Source organism: Acinetobacter haemolyticus, assembly GCF_003323815.1.
Lineage (GTDB): Bacteria > Pseudomonadota > Gammaproteobacteria > Pseudomonadales > Moraxellaceae > Acinetobacter > Acinetobacter haemolyticus.
Genome location: NZ_CP030880.1, coordinates 1,397,574 through 1,420,034 on the forward strand (window position 1 = coordinate 1,397,574; position 22,461 = coordinate 1,420,034).

Genomic DNA, 22,461 nt, shown 5'->3' on the forward strand with positions numbered 1-22,461 from the left:
AGTTTTGTGCTTACTGTCAGGATGTTCAGCGCATACGATCAATAGTAATGTCCATGTTGGGATATGTGTTAAAGCCCTCTGAGGAGGGCTTTATATAGAACTTGGATTAGTCACAGGTAGATTTACCAGGGTCAACGTATTTAATCGATAAATTATTGTTATGCTCAATTAAGCAGACATTTGCTTGAAAGTATTTATTAGTATTTAAAATAACGTCATAAGCAACATTTTTTTCAATCTCTTTAAAAGGTATTAGAACACAGTTTTTTTCATCTATTGGGAGTGGGGCATTTTTATACAGCTTTTCGTAAGTACTTTCAAACTCTTTTGTATAATCAATCTTACCCACGGAAATTAAAAATGTATTATCAAAACCATAAAAAGTTCTAGTATTGTCCGTAAATGCACATAGATTATCTTGTTTAATTGTTAACTCTAATGGACGTGGACCTTGGCTACATGCATTTAATATAATACCTATAGTCAATACAAGGCTGAATTTTAAACTCTGTTTTATCATAATTAGCTGCTCGGTAACATTGAAATAAAGAATCCTAAAATTCAAGGTTTATCTTGTATTTTGAGTTGCCCAGGGGAGATCTATAAAAAAGCATCCGAATAAAAACTATTTAAAAAAGTTCTTTATGTTTTCCCAAAAACTTGGCTTTATATCTGTGCACTTGGTCCCTTGGACTTCTTGTAATACAAGTTTTCCTGAACTTTTCTTAACGCAAAAATCTTTGTTGTAAGCTTTTTTCACCCCACCCAATGTTGCACTATATGGTGTATTTTCTTTTAAACCTTTAAAGTTATTAAAATTTTTCTCTGTAAGAAGAATACAATTGGTTTTTGTCGGATAGTTATTTTCAAAATGATTTTCATAAATCCAAGATTCCGTACTATCTTGAGATAAATTAAGTATGACGAGGTTAAATATACCTTTTTGCTGTGTATCATTAATATAAAAACATGGTTTATTATTTTTTAGTTCAATACTCACTTCACCACCTCTATATGGGGATGAAGTGGCCGAAACATGGAATGGAAGATATAAAAAGGCTAAGAATAAATATTTATGCATGATTAATACCTTTTTGGTTCTTGATGATAATAAATTCCACCATAATTCTTTGATAACAATTCACTGTTAGATGGATCTGCAAGAAAATCTTTCAGAACATTTTTTAAAGCAAATTTTTGCATGACATTTTTGTTATGCAGAATTGGATAGTTATGTCCTTGAAGTGGTAGATGATAAGCATCGTAGTAATGACTGATAATTTCAGCCTGTTGTTCAAAATTAAACTGATTAAAATTCTTGCCTTGATCGTCACAGACTAAATCATAATCGTAAGCTTTAGCATCACTATAGCCGCCTCTTATGCCAATTTCGATACCACGAGCAGCTACGTTTAAGCCTAGTTGATATTGCCATACATGCGCCATTTCATGGATAAACCATATTTTATTTGTTGCTTTTTTATCAATTGAAAAGTCTTTAACTTTATCATAATCCTCATTAGGTAAATGTATGCTACCAAAGGGTGTCATGGCATTTTTGCTTCTTGTTGGGATTGACAACAGGCCACCACGGATAATTTCTACTTTTGTATAATCTATTGATTCTTTAAACATAATTTTGGCTAGATTAATTTCACCACTAGTCAGTTTTCTACGTGTATTGACAGGTACCGTTGTTGGATTCTGCTCAACACTGTCTTTACTTTTTAATTTGGCTTTAAGGCTTACAACAATGTTCATGATCTTTATCCTCAATAAGTATTTTTAATTCAATTTCTTCGTTTTCTGAGCCTGATATAAATTGTGTATACCCTTGTTCATCCGTGACACCTGTCGAAAACAAAGCGCCAGTTTTATAGATTTCGTAGTGAACATTAGCTAAAGGTTCTGAGGTCGTTTCATCAACGATAAAAAATTTCTGCCCAAATTCTTTTGTGGTATCAGCTAATAATTGATTAACTGGTGAAGATGCAGCTTCAGAATTTGACGATGCACTTGAACTACCACCACCATTATCCTGAACAACAAGATTTTGTTGTGGTAATAGCTTACAGCCACAAGATAAAGAATCATTTACTCGGGCAGCAGCTTTTCCAAACACTTGCATGTATGGATCACCACTAATAATCGTTGAAACAGTTTGGTGTTTAGGGCAGGTTGCTTTATCACCAACGCAAGCAATGGCTTTACCTTCGATTAAGAAACTACTATTTCCTGAAATAACTTTACCGCCGCCCGTCGTGGGGCAACCAATTACGATATATGGCGTTGCCAATTTTAAAACCCTCGTAATATTTTATTTTGGCAACATGGTAGCAAAGTGAGTCTAGGGTGTACGGACTTTTATGTATTTTTATTGCAAAGGTAACATCAAACTTAATTACAAATGCCTAACCCTTTGGGATCTCATAATCCCTAGGCTTTCTGACATTCTCAACAAACCTTTCTTCCATTGCTCCATACTTTTTAAAGTTTTCACGAGCTTGATTAAGTGAAGGCACGTTTGCACAACCAGCCCAATCATGATCCTCTGATTGAACAGGGTCATCCTCCCAGAAGCATACAGGGCAGATGTCATATTCGCCGTTTGATGGTTCGCTTCTTGTAAGATAGCCGCAGCATAAACACGGGTAGAGCATTATATTTCTCCAATATTCTTGCTTGTCTTTCTTCTGTTGAACTTATTGATCGTAGGGAGAAAAAGAGGGATTTATTGTAACTAATTTTGAATTTTCTTCATCTAATGGAAATACTGAATGTTCAAACTCAAATTCTGATATGTCAGCTTGGCTTCTAATTCCTTCCGAGAAGGATAAGGCAATATGTGCTAGGTAGTTTTGTTTATAGGTTTTTATAACCTCTTCATTTCTTAGAAAAATATAGACTTTATCTTCGGGATCCCAGGGTGAATTATCATAGTCAGGAAGTAAATAAGATGCAGTTATTTCAACTTCAAATTCAACTTCATATTGAGCATTTTTGGAAGTTACCTCAATTAATTTTTTATTTTTTATATCAATATTATCAATTGCAATATCATAAACCTCATCTATTGAATCATAAAAATCAGAGGTATCAAGTTGTACTTCAAATTGAGCTTCAATTAAAATTTCTCTAGTTAATTTGAAAATCTCATTTCTTAGTCTTTCAAAAATGCTGTCTGCAAACTCAATTGGCTGGGATAGCTCCTCATCATTTCTTAAGACTAAGTCGAGAAGTTGATTTATAGATTGAAGAGGTATGCAACATTCATTTTGTTCAGCAAAAGATAGCATATCCTTGTCACTGCTAATTATATATATTTTATGCATTCTTGATTGGGCAACCTCTTTAATAGCCTCTAATACAAATGCATCTGGAAATTCATTTTTCTTATTTTCATTGATAAATGGGGGTTGTTTAGAAAAATATTTTTCAAAAACAATATCTGGATTAACGTTACTTATGGGGATTGTTTCAACATTCGGATAATTTAAAAAATTTTCAAACTTTGCGATTATATTATTGTAAACATCTTGTTTTTTTGTTTTTGAGAATATTGAATTTAAAGATAGTTCTGGTGCAGCTCTTAATATTTTTCCTTTATCATCAATATAGGTGTTCAGTTCTCTAATAGCTTCTTCTGATTTTTTTATTATATGTGACTTTATCTCATTTTTTGTTATATCTGTTATTAGTAGTTGTAGTTTATCATATTCTAATAATTCTTCTAACGTTTGAAGAGCATGATGTCCAAATTGAAAATTTTTATTTTCAAATGCACAAGTATCGATAAAAATTAGTCGTGTTTCTAGTTCCATAGCAGATGCCGTCCATTTATGTTTGTAGTTAAATAAAGAAAATTATATATATTTCAATTTTCTGATGGATTGTTTTTGACCTCTTTTTTAAATGCTTGAGCCATAGTTGTCATGGTCTCTAGTGCATCTTTGGCAAAACTTACATCTGCATTTTTAAGAAGATAAGTTTCTGGCCATTTAATTTCAGAACTAAGCTGTTCTAAGAGAATACTGAAATCCCGATCTCCTTTCTCAACAGAAACGAGATAGATAAGCATATACTTATCAAAGATAGACTTAATTTTTGTAAGGTATGTAGAAGTATCTGAGAAGCTTTTGTACTGACGTAGATACCAAGCACTTAGGAATTCAATAAATATAAAAACTAATGAAGTGGAAACAATTCCGTAGATATGGTGTGTTTCAAATTTACCTACATAATTTATATGAAACTGCCAAATTATAGTAGCCACAATGAAAAATAAGATACCAAGTCCAGAAAACCGTTTCCCATTATCTAAAAGTAGTGATGCTTTCCTATCTGAGTCAATCGATTTATTTTCTAAATAATTTATAATATTAATAAAGTATGAAGAGAAATCACTTGATGCCTCATTGGGAGTTAGCTTACTGTTCTTGCTACTTTCTACTGTAATATTGCCATTATTATTTACAATATTAATGGTTCTATATTTACTCTCCTCATCAATATCACTTAACTCCTTATTTTGACCTGGAGTTAAGAGTTTTACTTCAATAAAAAGTAATAATAAAATGGGGAAATAAATAAAATATGGTATATTTTCATATACATAATCAAAAAAACTTTTTTCTTTTTGTAAAGTGTAAAGCATAATAATGAGAATAAAAAAGCCAATTGATAGTAGTCCTATCAATTTATAAGCAATAATTCTTTTCTCATTTGAGAAGAATTTTTTAATTATTTCTTTAAATATATTAACATCTGTACTCATTAATTTTTAACTCAGATAAAAACCATCGAATCCCGCTCAACTTTCCAAAATGTCACGAAGTTACTCCTAGAAAATAAATAACATAAATCATCTAGTTAGCTTGTAGGTAACATCTCTAAAAATTTTTGGAGTTATGTTGAATAGTACATCAAATTCCACCCCACAACACCCCCAAGTTGAGGTATATTTAATCTCAAAATTGATAGTTTGTTTGAAGTGTTCTAAGGGTACGTTGTATGGGGTTATTGGACGAAAAAGAAAAACTTATAAGGGATAACTATTTAGAAGTATGGAAGCTGATAGAGTTGCTTTCAAACACAGATAAATATTGCAATATTGGGGTATATTTAGGAAGTATAGAAGCCCATACAAGGAAATTACCTTTATATAGGGTAAATGAATTTTATCAGGTTGGCCATGTAGCCCCTCCAAATAATACTTATTCAGATATTGAAGAGATCATAAACTGTCTTATTTACGATACAAATGGAACTAAGGAAGAAACTCAAGCTACCCTTGATAAAGTATGTCTAAAATCTGTCGATTATTATTGGAAAAAGTCCGATCTATTAAAATTTAAAGAACTTAAAGGTATACTTATACCGACTCAAATATTAGAAGTATCAAGCATAGAAACCCCTATATCTAGCACTAATTCTAAAAAAGAATTAAACAAAAATAACTTATATATCTCAGATATTTTAAATGAGAAAAAAGAAAAATACTCTTCATTTATCTATCTTATAGAGGATTTTTGCCATACTTTCGATATATTAATTTATGAATTATCTAGTTTTTTGCTTTTAAATGGTTTCGAAAGCCAAACTATTGTATATGTTAATATTAGTAAAATAGATTGTATAGCTTTAGATGACCTGAGTTCAACAAAAGCCATACATCACATTTTAAATATTTTAAGCAATAAAAAATTTAATAGTACAAGATTTGAAAATAGCTTAGATGATGAACTCATGTATGAGTTTGGTCATATTCAAATTGAAAAAAATAGTCTTTACAGCTTTAAACCATTAAATGATTTAACGGTTAATATCCGCTCTGGTTATGAGGTATTTGGTTCAGCAAAGTATGGTGATTTAAATATAAAAGAATTAAATGAGGATTTACGAAATTATCGCCAATCTCAACCTGAGATATTTAGTGATGAATGGTACGACATGTACCCTAAATTGAAAGAGCTTAGAGATGTCACACCACAGGAAATACCTGACGCATTCCCCAGTCTTTTAAGCCAACATCCCGCCCTTGATACCGATCACCCTAATCATGCACCAGAGTTGAAGCTGGCATTTGAGTTGTGGGAAGAAATCTATGTGAACGGAAAATATGTTGAATCGCACAGTAAATCAGTCGAACAGCTTTTATACGAAAAAGGATATGAACCACGATCAGCGAAAACCTTAGACCTAACTAATTTAGCGAAAAGGATAATTGCTATTACTAACAAGGTTAATCCAAAGAAAACAAGTAATTAGTTATGTGACACATGTATGTGTCACATAACTAAATTAATACGGTAGATTATGTGTCACAAATTAATTTACAAGTGACACTTGTATGACACATCATGTTTTTTGCTTTACTAGCCTCATTCACACGACGAGGCTAAAGTAATGATAGGCTTATTTAAAGAAGTTTATTTATTTCATGAATTAATGGGGTTGAATCTTTATTGTCTGCTATTATTTTCAATTTTTCTATTAAGAACTTATATTTCTCAATTTCTAGAAATAACTCTGGGTTGGGATCATTTATATAGCTGTTTTTCAATCCATCAAGAATACCTGTATACAAGATAATGAAAGCTTCGGCAGTGCCTGATAAAAAACCTTTGCCATATTCTATCTTTTGTTCATTAGTAAAAATTGTTGATTCAAAACTTTTCTCAAGTCTATCAACAATCTCAGCATTCATAGATCGGTTATTTTCCTTAGCGGTTGTAGCTAGTTTCTCTCTAAATTCGGGAGTTACACGTACTTTCATAGTAACTACTTTGTTGTCGTCTTCAGTCATAGCAAAGGGCTTAAAAAATAAAATTGATGATAACCCCATTTTGGGGATTGACCAATAACCCCAAAACGGGTACATTTTATTAAATCCCCAAAATGGGGATGGTGGAGAGAGTATGAAACCTAAAGAATTTGTGTATGTAAAAGTTCGTCTAAATGATGAACTTCACAAAAAGCTGAAAGCGAAAGCGCAGAATGAAGAACGCTCAATGAATTATTTAATCAATAAGGCTGTTGAGTTACTGCTTAATCAAAATAAAGAGGTAAAAGTATGAATGCAATTGTCCCATTACTAACCCAATCCATGACCAGTTTAGAAATCTCTGAACTTGTAGAAAAGCGTCATGATAATGTTAAACGCACTATTGAAACTCTTGTAAACCAAGGTGTTATTACTTCTCCTCAAATTGAGGAAAAGCCTACAGCAGGTCGCCCAAGTACATTTTTCGTATTCACTGGTGAACAAGGCAAACGAGATAGTATCATCGTAGTAGCTCAACTTTGCCCAGAGTTCACAGCCCGCTTAGTAGATCGTTGGCAGGAACTAGAAGCCCAAATCAATAAACCTATAGATCCAATGCGATTACTTGCAGATCCACATGCTTTACGAAATGCCTTACTCACGTATTCCGAAAAAGTGATTGAACTAGAGCAGCAAGTGGAAGTGATGCAGCCAACAGTTGAAGCATTTGATCGTATTGCGACAGCGGATGGAAGCTTGTGTTTAACAGATGCTGCTAAGACTCTACAGCAGGAACCACATAAATTTAATAAGTGGCTCAATTTGAATGATTGGATTTACAAACGTAATGGGAGTAAACATTGGGTGGCGTATCAAGACAAAATCAAAGCAGGCTATCTAGAACACAAAGTTAAGGATATCCAGTTGCCTGATGGAACAATCAAAATCACAGAGCAGGTGAGAGTGACACCAAAGGGGTTAACCAAGCTTTCAAAGCTATTAGGAAACTACAATGCATAATTCAGGCAATAAAAAAGCCCTTGCGAATTTCTTGGCGGAAAACAAAGGGCTTAGTATTGTCATCGCATGGAGCAATAAACTACATGAACAGTATGACGCAGTTAGTTGCTGAAAATCAAGTCTATGATGCAAATGATGTAGCCGAAGGCTTTGCACTGGCTTATGAACAAGTTGCCGATATTGCAGCAATTCTTGATGCAATTCAGAACAAGCAAGAGCGAACTATTGAATATCTGAGCAAAGTTTATAACGTACCTGAATCTGTGTTCAAAGAACTAATTCGGCTTTTTCAGATTACAAATAGCATGATTCAAGACTCACTTGAGTTTAGTAAATCTCAGGAAGATGCCTATAAAATTTTAACTGGAGAGAATACTTCTTGAATACAAATCCCGAAAGTTTTTTTGATTAAAAAGTGATCGAAAAACTTTCGGGGAATGAATTTCTAAGTGACTGATTTTATTGAAGTTAGGTAAGCCGTTTTTGACCTAATTCTTAGGCAAAAAAAGTACATAATATTATTATTTATCAATATATTGTATTCACTTTGACGCAATCTTGACATCGTAGAGGTCTCCAGTTCGAGTCTGGATATACCTACCAAAATTCACTGTGAAAACAGTATATTAAAGCCCACTCAAAAAGTGGGCTTTTTTGTTTTCGGTGTTCAGACTTATATTATTGTAGGTGAAAACATTTATCATTTTTGGCTTTGCGCGGAAATGTCCTACGCTGAAACAACCAGAATTGCGAATAACTATTTAGCTCAAAAACATTCTTATCTTTCGTAACTCAAATATTTAAAAATTAGCCCGCCCATTTTGGTGGGTTTAATTTATATAGAGTGAGTTAGTCGGATAAATATTGGTAAAAAATCCAATTAAAAAAGCCCCTCATATCTGAGAGACTAGTTATATCAATTATTTGGTATGAATGGCTGTAATTTCTTAAATAACTAAACAAATCAAATTGATAAAAGTAGTTAATAGTATAATAAATCAGTGCACTAATTTATTCTTTATAGTAGCAGCGCCTCAAAACTGATTCTAAGGCGCTGTTAATAACAAATTATTTGTTATTTGGATCAGCTTGTTCATTATTCTCAGGCAGATCTTTTACGTTGCCAGGAACTTGTGTCGGTTGAGTTTCAGTAGGTGGTGTTACAGCAGAATGCTCCATTGCTTGAGCTTTGATAACTTTTGCATGGTTCGTTGTATTTTGAGAAAAACTTTTGAAACCTGACATTTTTATCTTCTTAACTTCACTGTGGAGATCTCATAGTACGCTTTAAATCCAGATACACTACGGTAGTTTCAAGACTTATATGTGTTGATATGTGCTTGAAAAGTAGTTTATATCGATTAAATATTTCATAAATAAAATCAATTATATATAACTGCTTGAGTAGTATCGTTTAAAGCTTGAAACTACCCTGTGCAAATTTCAAGTGTGAGTACATAAAACACACATATATATTTTGATAAAAGATTAACTTAAAAAACAATAAAACTTAATGGTTGTACAATTATAGTTTGTATTCGATAGCCGCTAAGCATAGTATGATTAATTAAACTGGAGCATATGAATGCTAAAAGACATTACAATTATTGATTTCCAAGGCAAAGAAAGAAGAGCACAGGCAAACTATACAGAAGTAAATGCTAATAAAATCAATCATTCATCGAGAGTTCGGAAACCTAACGTTGAATACATTTTATTTAAAGGAGAATTTATTTTTCCTACTTTAGATTTAGTTTTCAACAGCTCTGATGGCAATAGCTATTATATAGAGTGAGCATAACCCACTTCAGTGGGTTTTTTAATGCTTGACGCTTGAGATGGAAAGAAATGAGCAGAGCAGATTGGTACTTACTCTCATTAGCGCAAAGCGAATCAACCTTCTGAACGGATTACTGCGTACAAAGCTCTGCTAATACAGATGTGATAGCAGGGCTTTTTCTTTTTCAAATTCGAGGATTAATCTATGAAATTTGTAAATTGTCAGGCTTGTAAACAACGGAGGTAATGGCTGTATGAACAAACTAAGCAATCGATCAGTTTTATCCAGCGAGCAATTGCCGCTCTCTCAAGTGCTGGAGCTGTAATTTCCCCGAACAATAAAAGTATCTAAAAAGTAGAGTTTTCTCTTAAGAGAGAAGCAGAAAATTCTGCATAAGGAGATCTAAATTAAATTTGAAAACAGTATATTAAAGCCCACTCAAAAGTGGGCTTTTTGTGATTGTAAGGTTTTAAAAAAACAATCTGAGAAGTGCGTTAGAGGTATCTATTCTAATTCGATTTGATGGTCGTCTTTTGTCACTTTAATTTTCAATTTTTTATATTTTCGCTTATTGGGATCAAGTGCTGAGTTTGTCACCTCTGTTGCAAACACGGAATCTTTCATCAAAGTCCCATATGCTTTATATCCTAAGATTATACGATTTGGCTGTTGACCATTTCTAGAAACGTAATAATCAATCATTTGATTTAATTCATTTAAAAGACTTGTATCACTCATGGTTAAGATGCATCACTTTTAAGAATTTATTAAATAATAATATAATTCAACTTTGTTATCTATATGAAAAATAGAAAAAATTTATTAAATCATTGTCATAAAATTGAAACATAATTGAAATAATTTTTTAAATTACATGATATTTCAACTTATTTAAATCCTTTAGCCATTTCTTCAAATTTAGATCGATAAGCTTAATAGAGAATTGTTTTGAAATGAGAGATTCTTAAAAGTGATTAAGCATTTTTAAGCAAATTTCAGGTAGAAAGATGACAGGGCTTATGTGAATAATTGAGTTTTAGGCTATATTCCATCTTTTGGATGGGGAGGATGAATGTAACTTAAAAAGAGAAATTTATAGGCTTTTGTGGGTCAAAGCTATTCGCGTCTAGCGATTCGGATTATTGTATCTGTTACTTCAAAACTGGTGGGAGTTTAACCCACTTGACCTAATCACATATTGGTGATAATTTAAACAATACGGAAGTCATATACGATTTGGGATTTAAGAGAAATCTTGCCTAGATAATAAACGTTATGACAAACCCGTATACATCAGCTAACAACGAACGAAACGATTGAGATCGTTTTTAAAAATGTTCAAGGTTGTAGAAAAGCCCGTAAATCGGGCTTTTTTAATGTCTACAACTTAGAAAGAGCATTAAGGCAAATCAAACCAAATCATTTGACTGTCTTGTGATGCGGTAATGGTTGCAGTCTCATCAAACAGTAAAGCATCACCAGCTTTGACTACATGATCAGCAATCATAACTTCACCAGAAATCACATGAACATAGTTCACTTTTTTCTTTGCACTGATCTCCAATTTTTGATCCTTTTCAAGAACAGCAGTTTTCACTTCTGCATTTTGACGAATCAACATTGGTGCAGATTCATCACCTGCAATCAAATGCCATTGGTTAGGATGGTCTTTTGGGTTTAAGTGAATTTGCTGATAAGTTGGTTCAGCATCTTGTACATTCGGTTGAATCCAAATCTGTAATAGATGTACCGCTTTATCATGCTTATTCATTTCACTATGGGTAACGCCTGTACCCGCACTCATCAACTGCCATTCACCCGCATTGATTTGACCCTCATTGCCCATACTATCTTTATGGGAAATGGTACCATCAAGAACACAAGTCAAGATTTCCATGTTGTCATGAGGGTGAGTACCAAAACCATTATGTGCTGCAACCGTATCATCATTAATCACGCGGAGAGCACTGACCCCCATGTATTTCGGGTTGTACCAGCTCCCAAATGAAAAGCTATGGTAGGTGTCTAACCATCCTGCTTTTACATGACCACGGTTTTCACTACGATGTAGATAAGCATTCATCCTTCATCTCCTAAATTATTGTGTTTTGCTTAATGCTTATAGTATTGATTCATAATGATGATATATAGTCTTTAATTGCGACATATTGTTCTATAAATGCAATGATTAAATAGGATGTATTTTCCTGAATAGAACAAAAAAGGCCGAATAAAATATTCAGCCTTTTCAAATTAGTAAGCTAATTTACCAATTTATTATTTTGATTTATTTCCAAGCTGCGGAATCGCAGAACCTTGACCTACAGAAAGTAAACCAGTTTCTGTATAAAGACCAAGTTTTGCACGGGTATCAGTAATATCCAGATTACGCATTGTTAACTGGCCAATACGATCCATTGGTGTAAATACTGAATCACCTTTCTCCATTGTTAAACGCTCAGCTTCATAAGTGAGGTTAGGAGATTCAGTGTTCATAATAGTGTAGTCATTACCACGACGTAACTCTAAAGTAACTGTACCCGTAATAGCTTTAGCCACCCAACGTTGTGCTGTTTCACGTAGCATAAGTGCTTGTGAGTCGAACCAACGACCTTGGTAAAGCAAACGACCTAAACGTAAACCGTTAATACGATATTGTTCGATCGTATCTTCGTTATGAATACCTGTCACTAAACGCTCGTAAGCAATGTGCAATAAAGCCATACCAGGTGCTTCATATATACCACGAGATTTGGCTTCGATAATACGGTTTTCAATTTGGTCAGACATACCTAAACCATGACGACCACCGATACGATTTGCTTCTAAGATAAGTTCAACAGGATCTTCGATACGTTGACCATTTAATGCAACAGGGAAGCCTTCCTCGAAAGTGATTGATACTTCTTCCGCATCAATTTTTACATCATCTTTCCAGAATGCAACGCCCATGATTGGGTCTACGATTTTGATGCCAGCATCAAGGTATTCCAAATCTTTTGCTTCGTGAGTAGCACCCAACATGTTTGAGTCAGTTGAATATGCTTTTTCTTTTGACATTTTATAGTCAAAACCATTGTCGATGAGGAATTGTGACATTTCCGCACGACCACCTAACTCATCAATGAAGGTTTGGTCTAACCACGGCTTATAAATTTTAAGCGCTGGGTTGGTCAATAAACCATAACGATAAAAACGTTCAATATCGTTACCTTTATAAGTCGAACCATCACCCCAAATGTTCACATCATCTTCTTTCATTGCAGTGACAAGCATTGTACCCGTTACTGCACGACCTAAAGGTGTAGTATTGAAATAAGGAACACCACCAGTGCTGATGTGGAATGCACCACATTGAATCGCAGCAATACCTTCAAGTGCAAGTTGTAAACGACAATCGATTAATCGAGCTTTGACTGCACCGTATTGTTCAGCTTTCTTTGGAATCGCATCATAGTCATCTTCATCAGGCTGACCCAAGTTTGCAGTATATGCATAAGGTTCTGAGCCTTTTTGTTTCATCCACAATAAAGCTGCTGAAGTATCGAGACCACCAGAAAAGGCAATCCCAACTTTTTTGCCTACAGGTACGTGCTGCAAGATAGTTGCATTATCAGTCATTGCTTGTCCTAACGTTTATTAGTAAAGACACCGAATAGGTCGTCTTGAGAATAAAAAATCGGAACTATTGTAACACTTTTCGTGCAGCAAAGTTTTGTAAAATCGAGTTGATCATGGTGAAAATTAAAATTTTTATAGCGCTTGGTATCTTTTTGCGATTTGAGTGATCTATTAAAGTGGAGGCTCAAAATAGATAAATAGATTTTTCATATTACAGATACAACTAATTTTTACCGTTGCTGGATAAATGCTTTGAAATCGTATGGGTTGACAGGTTCAACTTCTGTGGGAATGACACTTTCTGATGATAGCCATTGCATGTGATCAACTTTGATAAAGTTTTCTGAGGGGAGTGTATATAAATAACCAATACGATCCCAATTGACGCTACATTGGAAAAGTTCAACATAAACGAAGTCATCCTCAAATTTAATGCTGAATCGAGCTTCTTTGGATAAGCTAAGATATTCAATTGCAAATAATTGAGCAATTCTTTTATCTTCAACGGCATATATGCCAAAAGCATTGTCCATTTCCCCATCGCCTATAGCTAGTTTTGGTTCAAGAGATTCTCGATAGTTTGAAGAACCATGAAATAAGAGTAGGGGTTTAGATGACATATTGTTTTGTTATTCTTTGAAATTTGAAAGTTATATCGACTATATAGTTTGCCTGTATACATGTATTGACGTATTTGACCACGTTTTAGTAAAAAAGTGTCATCCACTCCAATAACAAATCAAAGTACTATGCAACAAGTTGCAAAGCCAAAAATATAGAAGGAATACCATGACTAGCTATGCAAATATATTAAAACCACTACATTTGGGATTCACCACCATTAAAAATCGTGTGGTAATGGGCTCGATGCACTCAGGCTTAGAAGATCGTTTCTATAACTACCCTAAGCTTGCGGCTTACTTTGAAGAAAGAGCCAAGGGTGGAGTTGGTCTAATCATTACAGGTGGTATTTCTCCTAATCGTCAAGGCTGGTTATTGCCTGCTGGCGGTACTATGAATAGTTTGGCTGATATCCCTCATCATCGTCTAGTAACGCATGCTGTACATAAGCATGGTTCAAAAATCTTAATGCAAATTTTGCATTCTGGGCGTTATGGTTATCACCCATTTTCCGTTTCTTCCTCTGCGATAAAAGCACCGATTAATCCGTTTAAACCGCGCCAAATGTCTGACTCTCAGATTTTGGCAACCATCGATGATTATGCACGTTGTGCAAGCTTGGCAAAAAAAGCAGGTTACGATGGTGTGGAAATCATGGGTTCAGAAGGCTATCTAATTAACCAATTTCTAAGTAATCATGTAAATAAACGTACAGATCGCTGGGGTGGTGACATTGAAAACCGGATGCGTTTCCCAGTTGAGATCGTAAAAGCAATTCGCGCTAAAGTTGGTGAAAAATTTATTATCGCTTTTCGTTTATCGTTGTTGGATTTAGTACACGATGGTAATACCATGCAAGAAGTGATTACTGTAGCCAAGGCATTAGAGAAAGCTGGTGTAACGTTATTAAACACAGGAATTGGTTGGCATGAAGCACGTATTCCAACGATTGTAACGTCGGTACCTCGTGCAGCATTTGTAGATTATACCGCAGAGGTTAAACAGCATCTTTCAATTCCTGTTATTGCTTCTAACCGTATCAATATGCCAGATGTAGCTGAAGAGATCGTTGCATCGGGTAAGGCCGACATGGTGCAAATGGCACGTCCATTCTTGGCAGATCCATATTGGGTGAATAAAACTGCGACCAATCGTGTTGATGAAATTAATACTTGTATTGCTTGTAACCAAGCGTGTTTAGATCATGCATTCAAAAATCAGCGTGTGAGTTGTTTGGTCAATCCACAAGCCTGCTTTGAAACAGAACTGGTTTATATCAAGACCAAAAAGCCAAAGCGCATTGCCGTTGTGGGTGGTGGTGTCGCAGGGATGTCTGCTGCCACTGTTGCTGCAAGCCGTGGACATGCTGTGACTTTGTTTGAAGCCAATAGTGATGTTGGTGGCCAGTTTAATCTAGCTAAAGTTGTGCCTGGAAAAGAAGAGTTTCATGAAACCATTCGTTATTTCAAAGTGCAACTTCAACAAACAGGTGTGGACGTTCGTTTAAATACACGCGTAAGTCGTGAAAAATTAGAAAGCGAAGGATTTGATGAAGTTGTGGTTGCAACAGGGGTTGTACCGCGCGAGTTGAAAATTCAAGGCAGCACAGCACCGCAAGTACTATCCTATGCAGAAGTGTTAAGAGGTGCTGAGGTTGGACGTAAAGTTGCAGTGATCGGTGCAGGTGGTATTGGTTTTGATGTGTCTGAGTTTTTATTAAAGCCACCACATCAGCCTCAGCCACAACCTTTAGCGGAATGGCAACGTGAGTGGGGTGTGGATCCTGAAGCAAATTATATTTCAGAAGGTGGCTTGCAACGCCCTGAAGTTGAAGCACCTGTTCGTGAGATCTATTTATTACAACGTAAGACGACACCACTCGGAATTGGTTTAGGTAAAACCTCTGGTTGGGTGCATCGTGCGCAATTGAAAAAACACGCAGTGCGTATGCTTCGTGGTGTGCAATATAAAGCAGTGACTGATGAAGGATTGTGGGTCGAACACAATGGGCATGATCAATTATTGCGTGTTGATACCATTGTTGTCTGTGCAGGGCAAGAATCTGTGAAGGATTTGATGCCTAAAGAGGGTGAGAATACTTTTGCAAACTACCATATTATTGGTGGTGCGAAGCTTGCGGCTGAGCTAGATGCTAAACGAGCGATTCGAGATGGCGCAGAGTTAGCTGCAAGACTTTAATAATTGATGAAACATTATGCATTTGAATACATTGCAGTTAAATTTTTCTTGAATAAAGGAAACAAGCTTTGTATTCTTACGCACATGGAAGCGTGGCAGAGCGGTTTAATGCACCGGTCTTGAAAACCGACGAGGGTGTGAGTCCTCCGTGAGTTCGAATCTCACCGCTTCCGCCAAATATTTAAATAAGCCCTTGTTTTTACAAGGGCTTATTTTTTATCTGTGATTTTACCCCTCAACCTATCCTTCATCAAATTTTGGATTGATATGGACTGATTTAGACAAATTAGGATAGCAATCGCTTAGCTGTGCGAGTAAGCCTATGAACCCTTATTCAGCAAAGTTAACTCTCAAGTAAATACATCTACCTCCAAAACTTAACGTACATTCAATTGGTAAATTACTGACAAATAAAATTTAAACGTTTAGTCAAAAAATGATAATAAAAACCTTTAAAAATCAGAATAATTCATTTACAAATCCGTTGATGTAAATGATAATTAATATCATTAAAGCGGTGCTGCATTGTCCCATCAATGTTATGTATTTTGAACAACTCTCAAGTGATCTGTGTTTTAAGAAATCGTGATTCGATAAAACATTTCAAACAAATTATTGATTTCAATTTTCTAGCTTAAAGCTCAGTTGTGTTTAGAACAACTTATGATCCTGATTAAATTTAGTGAATTTTATGTCCAAATCTTCCAACACTTATTCAACCACATGTATTGGCTATTTCAATTGCTGTATCAATGGGGCTTATGTCTCAGACTTACGCGGAAAGCTCAAAGCTTCCGATAGATACCGCAGATAAGCGTATATCGAATACTGCGTTAGCGAATGTGAATGCTCAGAATCAAATTTATCAGATGACTCCGATTGTTATACAAGCTGAAAAAGAAGATACCATTCAGTTCGGGCAAAGTATTTTGAACCAAAAAGCGATTGATCGTTATCAAGCCAATAATGTTGCGCAATTATTGGATAATATGCCAAGTGTTGGTTCTGCAGGCTCACCAAGACCAGGTGGTCAAACGATCAATATCCTTGGGATGGGTGGCGTTGAGGATGTGCCGATTAGCTTGGATGATTCGATTAAAAGTTTTGATAAATATCGTCAAGGTTCAGTTTTTATCGAACCAGAAATTTTAAAGAAAATTACTGTAGATAAGGGTCCACATAACGTTGAGGTAGGAAATGGTGGCTTCGGTGGAAAGGTGACTTTAGAAACCAAGGATGCAACTGACCTACTTGTTGATGATAATCATATTGGAGCTTTTTTAAAGTATTCACGCTTCTCAAATAATGCACAAAATACCTATACTGGGGCCGTTTACGCTCAGACTGAAAATGGTTTGGTTGATGGGATGTTGTATTATACCAATCGAGATAGTGGGGATGTGAAACGCCCAGATGGCAGCAAATTTCTATATTCTGCACAAGAGCAAAATACCTATTTAGTTAAGCTTGATTTTCATCCTACAGACAGCCAAAAAATTACGCTAAATGCGATGCAAAGTGGTCATAAAGGGTGGGAGCCATTTGCGGCTATGCGTGATCAAGACGCTGTACCAACTGAGGCAGATATTAAAAAATATGGCTATGAAGAAGCCTGGAAACGTCGTCTAGTTTATCGTGATCAGAGCGATACAAGCTATTCGATCGGTTATGAACTCAATCCAGAATCAAACCCTTATCTGAATTTGAAAGCAGTTGCATCCTATTCCAAGACGAATCAACATGATCAAAGATTACCTAGTGTTAACGCTTCGGCTGCATTATTGGGCAATGAAAGCTGGGTGAAGTATACCAATACTGCATTCAAACTCAGTAATATTAGTCTTGTTGAAACCCAATACGGTACACATAAATTAAAAGTGGGTACGCAATATCAAAAAATGGAACAGAACTCGCTTCTGTATGATAAGAATAATTCAAAGAAAGCAGATTATAACTTTGGCTATTATGAGCCTAACTATATGCCATCAGGACATCAGCAGATGTTGAGTGCATTTGTAGAAGACCAGTATCAAATTAACGATTTCACTATTACGCCTTCGATTCGCTACGATCATATTACCAATACAGGTACTCCAAATCGCGCACCACGTTTTAATGATCCAAGTGCAGGGCATGATTATTCTAGTAAAACTTATACAGGTTGGTCGCCAAGATTAGCATTGGCATGGAAGCAGGCGGATTATCTGACGTGGTTTGCCAATATCAGTAAAACATGGCGTGCGCCACGCGTAGATGAGCAATATTATGTGCAATCTGCAATGACTTCGGTGCCATCAACCAGTCGTTATTTATTGCCAGAAAAAATGCTAGCGATTCGTTTGGGTAACGAAATGAATTTTGATGATGTCTTTACGACAGATGATCATCTACAAGTCCGTCTAACTTATCACCGTAATCGTGGTAGTGATGAAATCTTCCGTAATCGATCAACCTTCTGTAAAGCACAGGCTGAAAATAATGCCAATGGTGGCAATGGCAGCATCAGTGACTGTAATGGAAAGTATCATCATGGCTTCTATCGCAATGTCACAGACTATACGATCAAAGCGTATGAGGCGGAAATTTTCTATAATCAGCCGACTTGGTTTACAGGTTTGACTTATTCATATATTCGGGGGCAACGTGATAATTCACCTGTTAATCCGTGGTTTGATCAGAAAACATGGATGACGGATATTCCACCGAAGAAAGCAACAGCAACCCTAGGTGTCAATGTTCCAGAGCACCATCTAACAATGGGATGGCGAGGAATATTTGTTGCTGCACAAGATCGCAGTCTTTCCGATAATGATAAGTCGATTGCAGCATCCTCTTTTTCTTTACCCAAAACCAAAGGGTATTCACTGCATGGTGTTTACATCGACTGGCAGCCAGTGGGAGAAAAAGGACCAACTTTAAATCTTTCGATAGATAATTTATTTAATCGAGATTACAAGATGTATTTGGGGGAATACATGACGGGTACGGGGCGTGATTATAAGTTGAGTATTTCCCAAAAATTCTAAGTTTAATCAGTTAATAAATTGGGACTGTCTATTTTCTAATAAATTCTTCCTCTTCTTTATGATATTTGGAGAGGAAGCTCACTTTTTTAATCAGATAACATTGATATATGTGGTTAAAAATACAAATTGTCACAAATAGACGGGACGGTCTGAACATCTGATCGAATTTTCCTGTAAAATGCCCTCACGTTTAAAAAAACTCAATAAGAAGCGATGTTCAAGACTATTTATGCTGCATTAGAACAACTCGGCTTAACCGCACAAAAACGTGCGATACACATACAATTTGCCAATCCGAGCTTAAATCAACAAGTCTTCCTCCAAAAAATTCAAGGTCAGCACGCCATTAATCAGGGCATGATTGCAGAACTGATCTGCCTTTCTACTAATGCAACGATTCCATTAAAACAATTCATCGGTTGTCAGGCAGCGATAGACCAAGTCACCGATACAGGCACACTGTTTAGAACCACAGGGATTATCACAGAAGCCGTACAAGGACAATCTGACGGTAGCCTCACGCTGTATAAACTCAAACTCCAAGATGCAACTGCACTGTGGCATAAACGCCGAAACAGCCGCGTGTTTATGAATAAAAATGTACTCGACATCGTACAGACCCTATTCAAAGAATGGCAACAACGCAGTCCACTATTTGCATCAAGTCTTACACTCGACCTTGGTGGGATCAAACAAGACTACGACATCCGTCCCTTTGTGATGCAAGCCAATGAAAGCGACTACGACTTCATTACCCGACTGCTCCGAAGCGAAGGCATCAACTGGCTGATCGATGAAGCTCAACTCAACGTTGCCAACAGCAACAACCCCATCCAAGCTCAAAAACTCCGCTTGATCGATGACAACAGCCAATACCAAGCCTTAAATCGAAGAACGATTCGCTACCACCGTAGCAGTGCTACCGAACAATACGACAGCATGACCAGCCTCATTGCAGAACGTTCGTTACAACCCACAGCAGTCCATATCCAACGCTGGCAAGCTGATGCCCTAGAACAAGAAGATGGGGCAGGTAGCGTCCAAAGCAAACACCAACATAGCCAACACCACGACAACGCCAGCTTAGGACTCGAAGATGCATGGCACTTCACTCCCGCATGGATGCAAGACCTGAATGGTGAAGATGGTGCAACCGCATCAGGCAACACCCAAATCGAAAAACTGAACCAACACCTCAGTCACTACCACGATGCCCAAGCCAAACAATTTATTGCCAGTACTACCGTGCGAGATACCCAAGTGGGCTACTGGTTTAAACTCAACGAACACCCAGAGATCGACCAACACAGCGGATCTGACCAAGAATTTCTAATCACAGCCAAAAGCTACTACAACCAAAACAACCTACCCAAAGACTTAAACCAACAAATCCAAAGCTTGATCGATCAAAGCCAATGGCAGCAAGACCACAAGCACACAAACAAGAGCGAAGAACGCCAAGCCAACCAACTGACGCTACAACGCCGCAACATCAAAACCGTACCCGAATACCATCCACTGCAACACCGTCCAACTGCTCACCCACAACGTGCCAGAGTAGTGGGACCCGAAGGCGAAGAAATCCATGTGGATGAATGGGGACGAATCAAAGTTCGCTTCCTGTTTACCCGCAATGACGACCATAGCCACGATGGTGGCGCAGGCAGCAACAACAACGATACCGATTCAGCTTGGGTGGATGTACTCACTCATTGGGCAGGCGAAGGTTATGGTGCACGCTTCCTACCCCGCATTGGAGAAATCGTCGTCATCGACTTCTTTGATGGCAACATTGACCGTCCCTTTGTCACCGGACGACTGCACGAAGCACAACGCAGTCCAACTAAGTTCGATGACCAAGGCAAATTACCTGATACCAAAAAACTAGCAGGGATCAAATCCAAAGAATATCAAGGTTCAGGCTACAACCAACTACGCTTTGACGACACCAACGGACAGATTAGTGCCCAACTACAAAGTAGCCATGCAGCCAGCCAACTCAATCTCGGCAAACTGAGCCATCCCAAAGCCCAAGCAGAAAGCGAAGACCGGGGTGAAGGTTTTGAACTACGCACAGACCAATGGGGTGCGATTCGAGCAGGTGAAGGCTTACTGATCACCACTCATGCACAAGCGCAAGCCGAAGGCGAACATCTCGAAGCACAAACAGCCAAACAACAACTCGAAGGCAACCAAAACAATGCCAAAGCCCTGAGTGAAGTGGCAAAGAACCAACAAACGGATGAATTAGAATCGGTAGAGCAACTCAAAAGCTTTGCAGAAGAAATTCAGCAAGATATAGCCAAATTCAACAAAGCCTTACTATTACTCAGTTCACCGAATGGGATTGGACTCAGCACCTCAGAAGACATCCATCTATCCGCAGATGGACAACTGAACCAATTTGCAGGGGACAGTATTAACCTGACCACGCAGAAGAACCTGATTGCCCAAGCCAGTCAAAAGATCAGCTTATTTGCAGCGCAAAGTGGAATCAAACAAGTCGCAGGCAAAGGTAAGGTTGAGATACAGGCACAAGGGGATGGGGCTGATTTTATTGCTCGGAAAGACATCCAGATTATTTCCACCGAAGATACGATTTATATCACGAGCCCAAAAGAAATCGTATTTACCGCTGATAGTTCACAGCTCAAATTGAATGGTTCAGGGATCTTTCCAACGACGGGTGGAAAGTTCGAAGTGAAAGCAGGGCAGCATTTGTTTGCTGCGGGAGCGAGTGCAAGTGCTAATGTTCCTCAGTTACCAAAAGCTAAACCAATGCAAAGGGCTTTGGAGTTATTACGAAGCTATGGTGGCGAAAACTTCTTTAAACAAAATAGTTATAAAGTGATTGATTCACTCGGCAAGCAAATTACAGGCAAGCTTGATGGAAGTGGTTTTGCTCAAGTGACAGGCATTGCACCAGGTCCAGCGAAAGTGATTTTTGATAAAGATGACAGTAGTGCATGGATGCAAAGTAGTGATTTTAGCCGTGATTATACATGGGCTGAGCCTGTTTCTGGTGTTGCAGGATTAATGAAAAATGCTTTGGGTTCATTGGGTCAAAATACTATGTCACAGTTAAAAGATAGTCTTCTTTCACTGGACAAAAATAGTTTAAAAGACCTTGGAAAAAACACAGTCAATAATTTAGTTGACCAAACTGTGGGGCAAATCAAAAGCCAAGTGACAGATACAGCTTTTAGTGCGATCTCGAATCAACTTAATTTAAATGTATCCCCAGATCAAATCAGAAGCCTTGGGCAGGTTGTGAAAAACCCAAACCAATCTGTTGAAATGATTAAGGCGCAGGGAATGGATTTTTTTAACGATCAAGCCTCAGCAAAACTCACTCAATTCACTAAAGTTGATTCTCCAATTCAATATGGTGTTATGGATACATTTACAAAGCTTAAAAAGTAGATCAGATG

General features: G+C 36.8%; 21 protein-coding genes and 1 tRNA gene. 9 read left to right on the forward strand and 13 right to left on the reverse strand.

Translation table 11 applies throughout. From position 1 onward, the window contains the following. Positions 1-106: 106 nt before the first annotated feature. The 7 genes from DS737_RS06355 to DS737_RS06385 form a co-directional block, all read right to left on the reverse strand. Positions 107-520, reverse strand: a complete 414-nt coding sequence (locus DS737_RS06355) for an NF045616 family extracytoplasmic (lipo)protein (protein WP_113997094.1) — start codon at positions 518-520, stop codon at positions 107-109. A 105-nt stretch (positions 521-625) separates the two neighbouring features. Then, positions 626-1,081, reverse strand: a complete 456-nt coding sequence (locus DS737_RS06360) for an NF045616 family extracytoplasmic (lipo)protein (protein ID WP_113997095.1) — start codon at positions 1,079-1,081, stop codon at positions 626-628. A 2-nt stretch (positions 1,082-1,083) separates the two neighbouring features. Continuing rightward, positions 1,084-1,761, reverse strand: coding sequence for a zinc protease (locus tag DS737_RS06365; RefSeq protein WP_113997096.1), 678 nt, complete (start codon positions 1,759-1,761; stop codon positions 1,084-1,086). Further along, a complete protein-coding gene (locus DS737_RS06370; protein WP_113997097.1) occupies positions 1,739-2,296 on the reverse strand; it encodes a PAAR domain-containing protein in 558 nt (185 codons plus the stop codon). The genes DS737_RS06365 and DS737_RS06370 overlap by 23 nt, the downstream gene beginning before the upstream one ends. 115 nt (positions 2,297-2,411) lie before the next feature. After that, the gene (locus DS737_RS06375; protein ID WP_113997098.1) at positions 2,412-2,660 is read right to left on the reverse strand and encodes a CPCC family cysteine-rich protein; all 249 of its coding nucleotides are present in this window, start codon (positions 2,658-2,660) and stop codon (positions 2,412-2,414) included. Positions 2,661-2,702: 42 nt separating this feature from the next. Further along, positions 2,703-3,821, reverse strand: coding sequence for a PIN domain-containing protein (locus DS737_RS06380; RefSeq protein ID WP_113997099.1), 1,119 nt, complete (start codon positions 3,819-3,821; stop codon positions 2,703-2,705). Positions 3,822-3,874: 53 nt separating this feature from the next. Continuing rightward, positions 3,875-4,774 carry a hypothetical protein gene (locus tag DS737_RS06385; protein WP_113997100.1) on the reverse strand — a complete coding sequence of 300 codons (900 nt, stop codon included), beginning with the start codon at positions 4,772-4,774 and terminating at the stop codon, positions 3,875-3,877. A 236-nt stretch (positions 4,775-5,010) separates the two neighbouring features. On the opposite strand from DS737_RS06385, the gene DS737_RS06390 reads away from it, so the two are divergent. Then, positions 5,011-6,267: a hypothetical protein gene (locus tag DS737_RS06390; RefSeq protein ID WP_113997101.1), complete on the forward strand. Its 1,257-nt coding sequence runs from the start codon at positions 5,011-5,013 to the stop codon at positions 6,265-6,267. Between the two features lie 151 nt (positions 6,268-6,418). On the opposite strand, the gene DS737_RS06395 is transcribed toward DS737_RS06390, so the two are convergent. Beyond that, positions 6,419-6,880 (reverse strand): Arc family DNA-binding protein, encoded by a 462-nt coding sequence (locus DS737_RS06395; RefSeq protein ID WP_228206850.1) that lies wholly within the window; start codon positions 6,878-6,880, stop codon positions 6,419-6,421. A 37-nt stretch (positions 6,881-6,917) separates the two neighbouring features. Here DS737_RS06395 and DS737_RS06400 point away from each other — a divergent pair, with 37 nt between their 5' ends. The 3 genes from DS737_RS06400 (at position 6,918) to DS737_RS06410 (ending at position 8,166) form a co-directional block, all read left to right on the forward strand. Then, entirely contained in the window at positions 6,918-7,076 is a 159-nt protein-coding gene (locus DS737_RS06400; RefSeq protein ID WP_113997102.1) for a toxin-antitoxin system HicB family antitoxin, read from the forward strand. Continuing rightward, positions 7,073-7,783: a phage antirepressor KilAC domain-containing protein gene (locus DS737_RS06405; protein ID WP_113997103.1), complete on the forward strand. Its 711-nt coding sequence runs from the start codon at positions 7,073-7,075 to the stop codon at positions 7,781-7,783. The genes DS737_RS06400 and DS737_RS06405 overlap by 4 nt, the downstream gene beginning before the upstream one ends. 83 nt (positions 7,784-7,866) lie before the next feature. Then, on the forward strand, positions 7,867-8,166 hold the full coding sequence (locus DS737_RS06410) for a hypothetical protein (protein ID WP_113997104.1): 300 nt from the start codon (positions 7,867-7,869) through the stop codon (positions 8,164-8,166). A 685-nt stretch (positions 8,167-8,851) separates the two neighbouring features. Here DS737_RS06410 and DS737_RS16165 read toward each other — a convergent pair. Beyond that, complete coding sequence (locus tag DS737_RS16165) at positions 8,852-9,028, reverse strand: hypothetical protein (protein ID WP_005084947.1); 177 nt, start codon at positions 9,026-9,028, stop codon at positions 8,852-8,854. Positions 9,029-9,368: 340 nt separating this feature from the next. Between DS737_RS16165 and DS737_RS06415 the strand changes: the two genes are divergently transcribed. After that, entirely contained in the window at positions 9,369-9,578 is a 210-nt protein-coding gene (locus DS737_RS06415) for a hypothetical protein (RefSeq protein ID WP_004639604.1), read from the forward strand. A 489-nt stretch (positions 9,579-10,067) separates the two neighbouring features. On the opposite strand, the gene DS737_RS16225 is transcribed toward DS737_RS06415, so the two are convergent. From DS737_RS16225 to DS737_RS06435, 4 genes are all read right to left on the reverse strand, one after another. Then, positions 10,068-10,301: a hypothetical protein gene (locus DS737_RS16225; RefSeq protein WP_004639602.1), complete on the reverse strand. Its 234-nt coding sequence runs from the start codon at positions 10,299-10,301 to the stop codon at positions 10,068-10,070. A gap of 661 nt (positions 10,302-10,962) precedes the next feature. Further along, a complete protein-coding gene (locus tag DS737_RS06425) occupies positions 10,963-11,646 on the reverse strand; it encodes a pirin family protein (RefSeq protein ID WP_100833801.1) in 684 nt (227 codons plus the stop codon). A 194-nt stretch (positions 11,647-11,840) separates the two neighbouring features. Beyond that, positions 11,841-13,184, reverse strand: a complete 1,344-nt coding sequence (gene argG / locus DS737_RS06430; RefSeq protein ID WP_004639599.1) for an argininosuccinate synthase — start codon at positions 13,182-13,184, stop codon at positions 11,841-11,843. Between the two features lie 230 nt (positions 13,185-13,414). Next, a complete protein-coding gene (locus tag DS737_RS06435; protein WP_113997105.1) occupies positions 13,415-13,804 on the reverse strand; it encodes a hypothetical protein in 390 nt (129 codons plus the stop codon). Positions 13,805-13,973: 169 nt separating this feature from the next. Between DS737_RS06435 and DS737_RS06440 the strand changes: the two genes are divergently transcribed. The 4 genes from DS737_RS06440 (at position 13,974) to DS737_RS06455 (ending at position 22,453) form a co-directional block, all read left to right on the forward strand. Further along, a complete protein-coding gene (locus DS737_RS06440) occupies positions 13,974-16,004 on the forward strand; it encodes an NADPH-dependent 2,4-dienoyl-CoA reductase (RefSeq protein ID WP_005089869.1) in 2,031 nt (676 codons plus the stop codon). Between the two features lie 86 nt (positions 16,005-16,090). Then, a tRNA-Ser gene (locus DS737_RS06445) sits at positions 16,091-16,180 on the forward strand. A gap of 576 nt (positions 16,181-16,756) precedes the next feature. Next, positions 16,757-19,030: a TonB-dependent hemoglobin/transferrin/lactoferrin family receptor gene (locus DS737_RS06450; RefSeq protein WP_228206852.1), complete on the forward strand. Its 2,274-nt coding sequence runs from the start codon at positions 16,757-16,759 to the stop codon at positions 19,028-19,030. Positions 19,031-19,243: 213 nt separating this feature from the next. Beyond that, positions 19,244-22,453 carry a type VI secretion system Vgr family protein gene (locus tag DS737_RS06455; protein ID WP_113997107.1) on the forward strand — a complete coding sequence of 1,070 codons (3,210 nt, stop codon included), beginning with the start codon at positions 19,244-19,246 and terminating at the stop codon, positions 22,451-22,453. Positions 22,454-22,461 lie beyond the last annotated feature (8 nt).

Bases quoted from the DNA above. Each gene is read 5' to 3' on its own strand.
- DS737_RS06355 (WP_113997094.1), bottom strand. From the start codon at position 520: ATGATAAAACAGAGTTTAAAATTCAGCCTTGTATTGACTATAGGTATT.
- DS737_RS06455 (WP_113997107.1), top strand. From the start codon at position 19,244: ATGTTCAAGACTATTTATGCTGCATTAGAACAACTCGGCTTAACCGCA.
- DS737_RS06380 (WP_113997099.1), bottom strand. From the start codon at position 3,821: ATGGAACTAGAAACACGACTAATTTTTATCGATACTTGTGCATTTGAA.
- DS737_RS06435 (WP_113997105.1), bottom strand. From the start codon at position 13,804: ATGTCATCTAAACCCCTACTCTTATTTCATGGTTCTTCAAACTATCGA.
- DS737_RS16165 (WP_005084947.1), bottom strand. From the start codon at position 9,028: ATGTCAGGTTTCAAAAGTTTTTCTCAAAATACAACGAACCATGCAAAA.
- DS737_RS06415 (WP_004639604.1), top strand. From the start codon at position 9,369: ATGCTAAAAGACATTACAATTATTGATTTCCAAGGCAAAGAAAGAAGA.
- DS737_RS06410 (WP_113997104.1), top strand. From the start codon at position 7,867: ATGAACAGTATGACGCAGTTAGTTGCTGAAAATCAAGTCTATGATGCA.
- DS737_RS06425 (WP_100833801.1), bottom strand. From the start codon at position 11,646: ATGAATGCTTATCTACATCGTAGTGAAAACCGTGGTCATGTAAAAGCA.
- DS737_RS06385 (WP_113997100.1), bottom strand. From the start codon at position 4,774: ATGAGTACAGATGTTAATATATTTAAAGAAATAATTAAAAAATTCTTC.
- DS737_RS06405 (WP_113997103.1), top strand. From the start codon at position 7,073: ATGAATGCAATTGTCCCATTACTAACCCAATCCATGACCAGTTTAGAA.
- DS737_RS06395 (WP_228206850.1), bottom strand. From the start codon at position 6,880: ATGTACCCGTTTTGGGGTTATTGGTCAATCCCCAAAATGGGGTTATCA.
- DS737_RS16225 (WP_004639602.1), bottom strand. From the start codon at position 10,301: ATGAGTGATACAAGTCTTTTAAATGAATTAAATCAAATGATTGATTAT.
- DS737_RS06450 (WP_228206852.1), top strand. From the start codon at position 16,757: ATGGGGCTTATGTCTCAGACTTACGCGGAAAGCTCAAAGCTTCCGATA.
- DS737_RS06360 (WP_113997095.1), bottom strand. From the start codon at position 1,081: ATGCATAAATATTTATTCTTAGCCTTTTTATATCTTCCATTCCATGTT.
- DS737_RS06365 (WP_113997096.1), bottom strand. From the start codon at position 1,761: ATGAACATTGTTGTAAGCCTTAAAGCCAAATTAAAAAGTAAAGACAGT.
- DS737_RS06400 (WP_113997102.1), top strand. From the start codon at position 6,918: ATGAAACCTAAAGAATTTGTGTATGTAAAAGTTCGTCTAAATGATGAA.
- DS737_RS06390 (WP_113997101.1), top strand. From the start codon at position 5,011: ATGGGGTTATTGGACGAAAAAGAAAAACTTATAAGGGATAACTATTTA.
- DS737_RS06375 (WP_113997098.1), bottom strand. From the start codon at position 2,660: ATGCTCTACCCGTGTTTATGCTGCGGCTATCTTACAAGAAGCGAACCA.
- argG (WP_004639599.1), bottom strand. From the start codon at position 13,184: ATGACTGATAATGCAACTATCTTGCAGCACGTACCTGTAGGCAAAAAA.
- DS737_RS06440 (WP_005089869.1), top strand. From the start codon at position 13,974: ATGACTAGCTATGCAAATATATTAAAACCACTACATTTGGGATTCACC.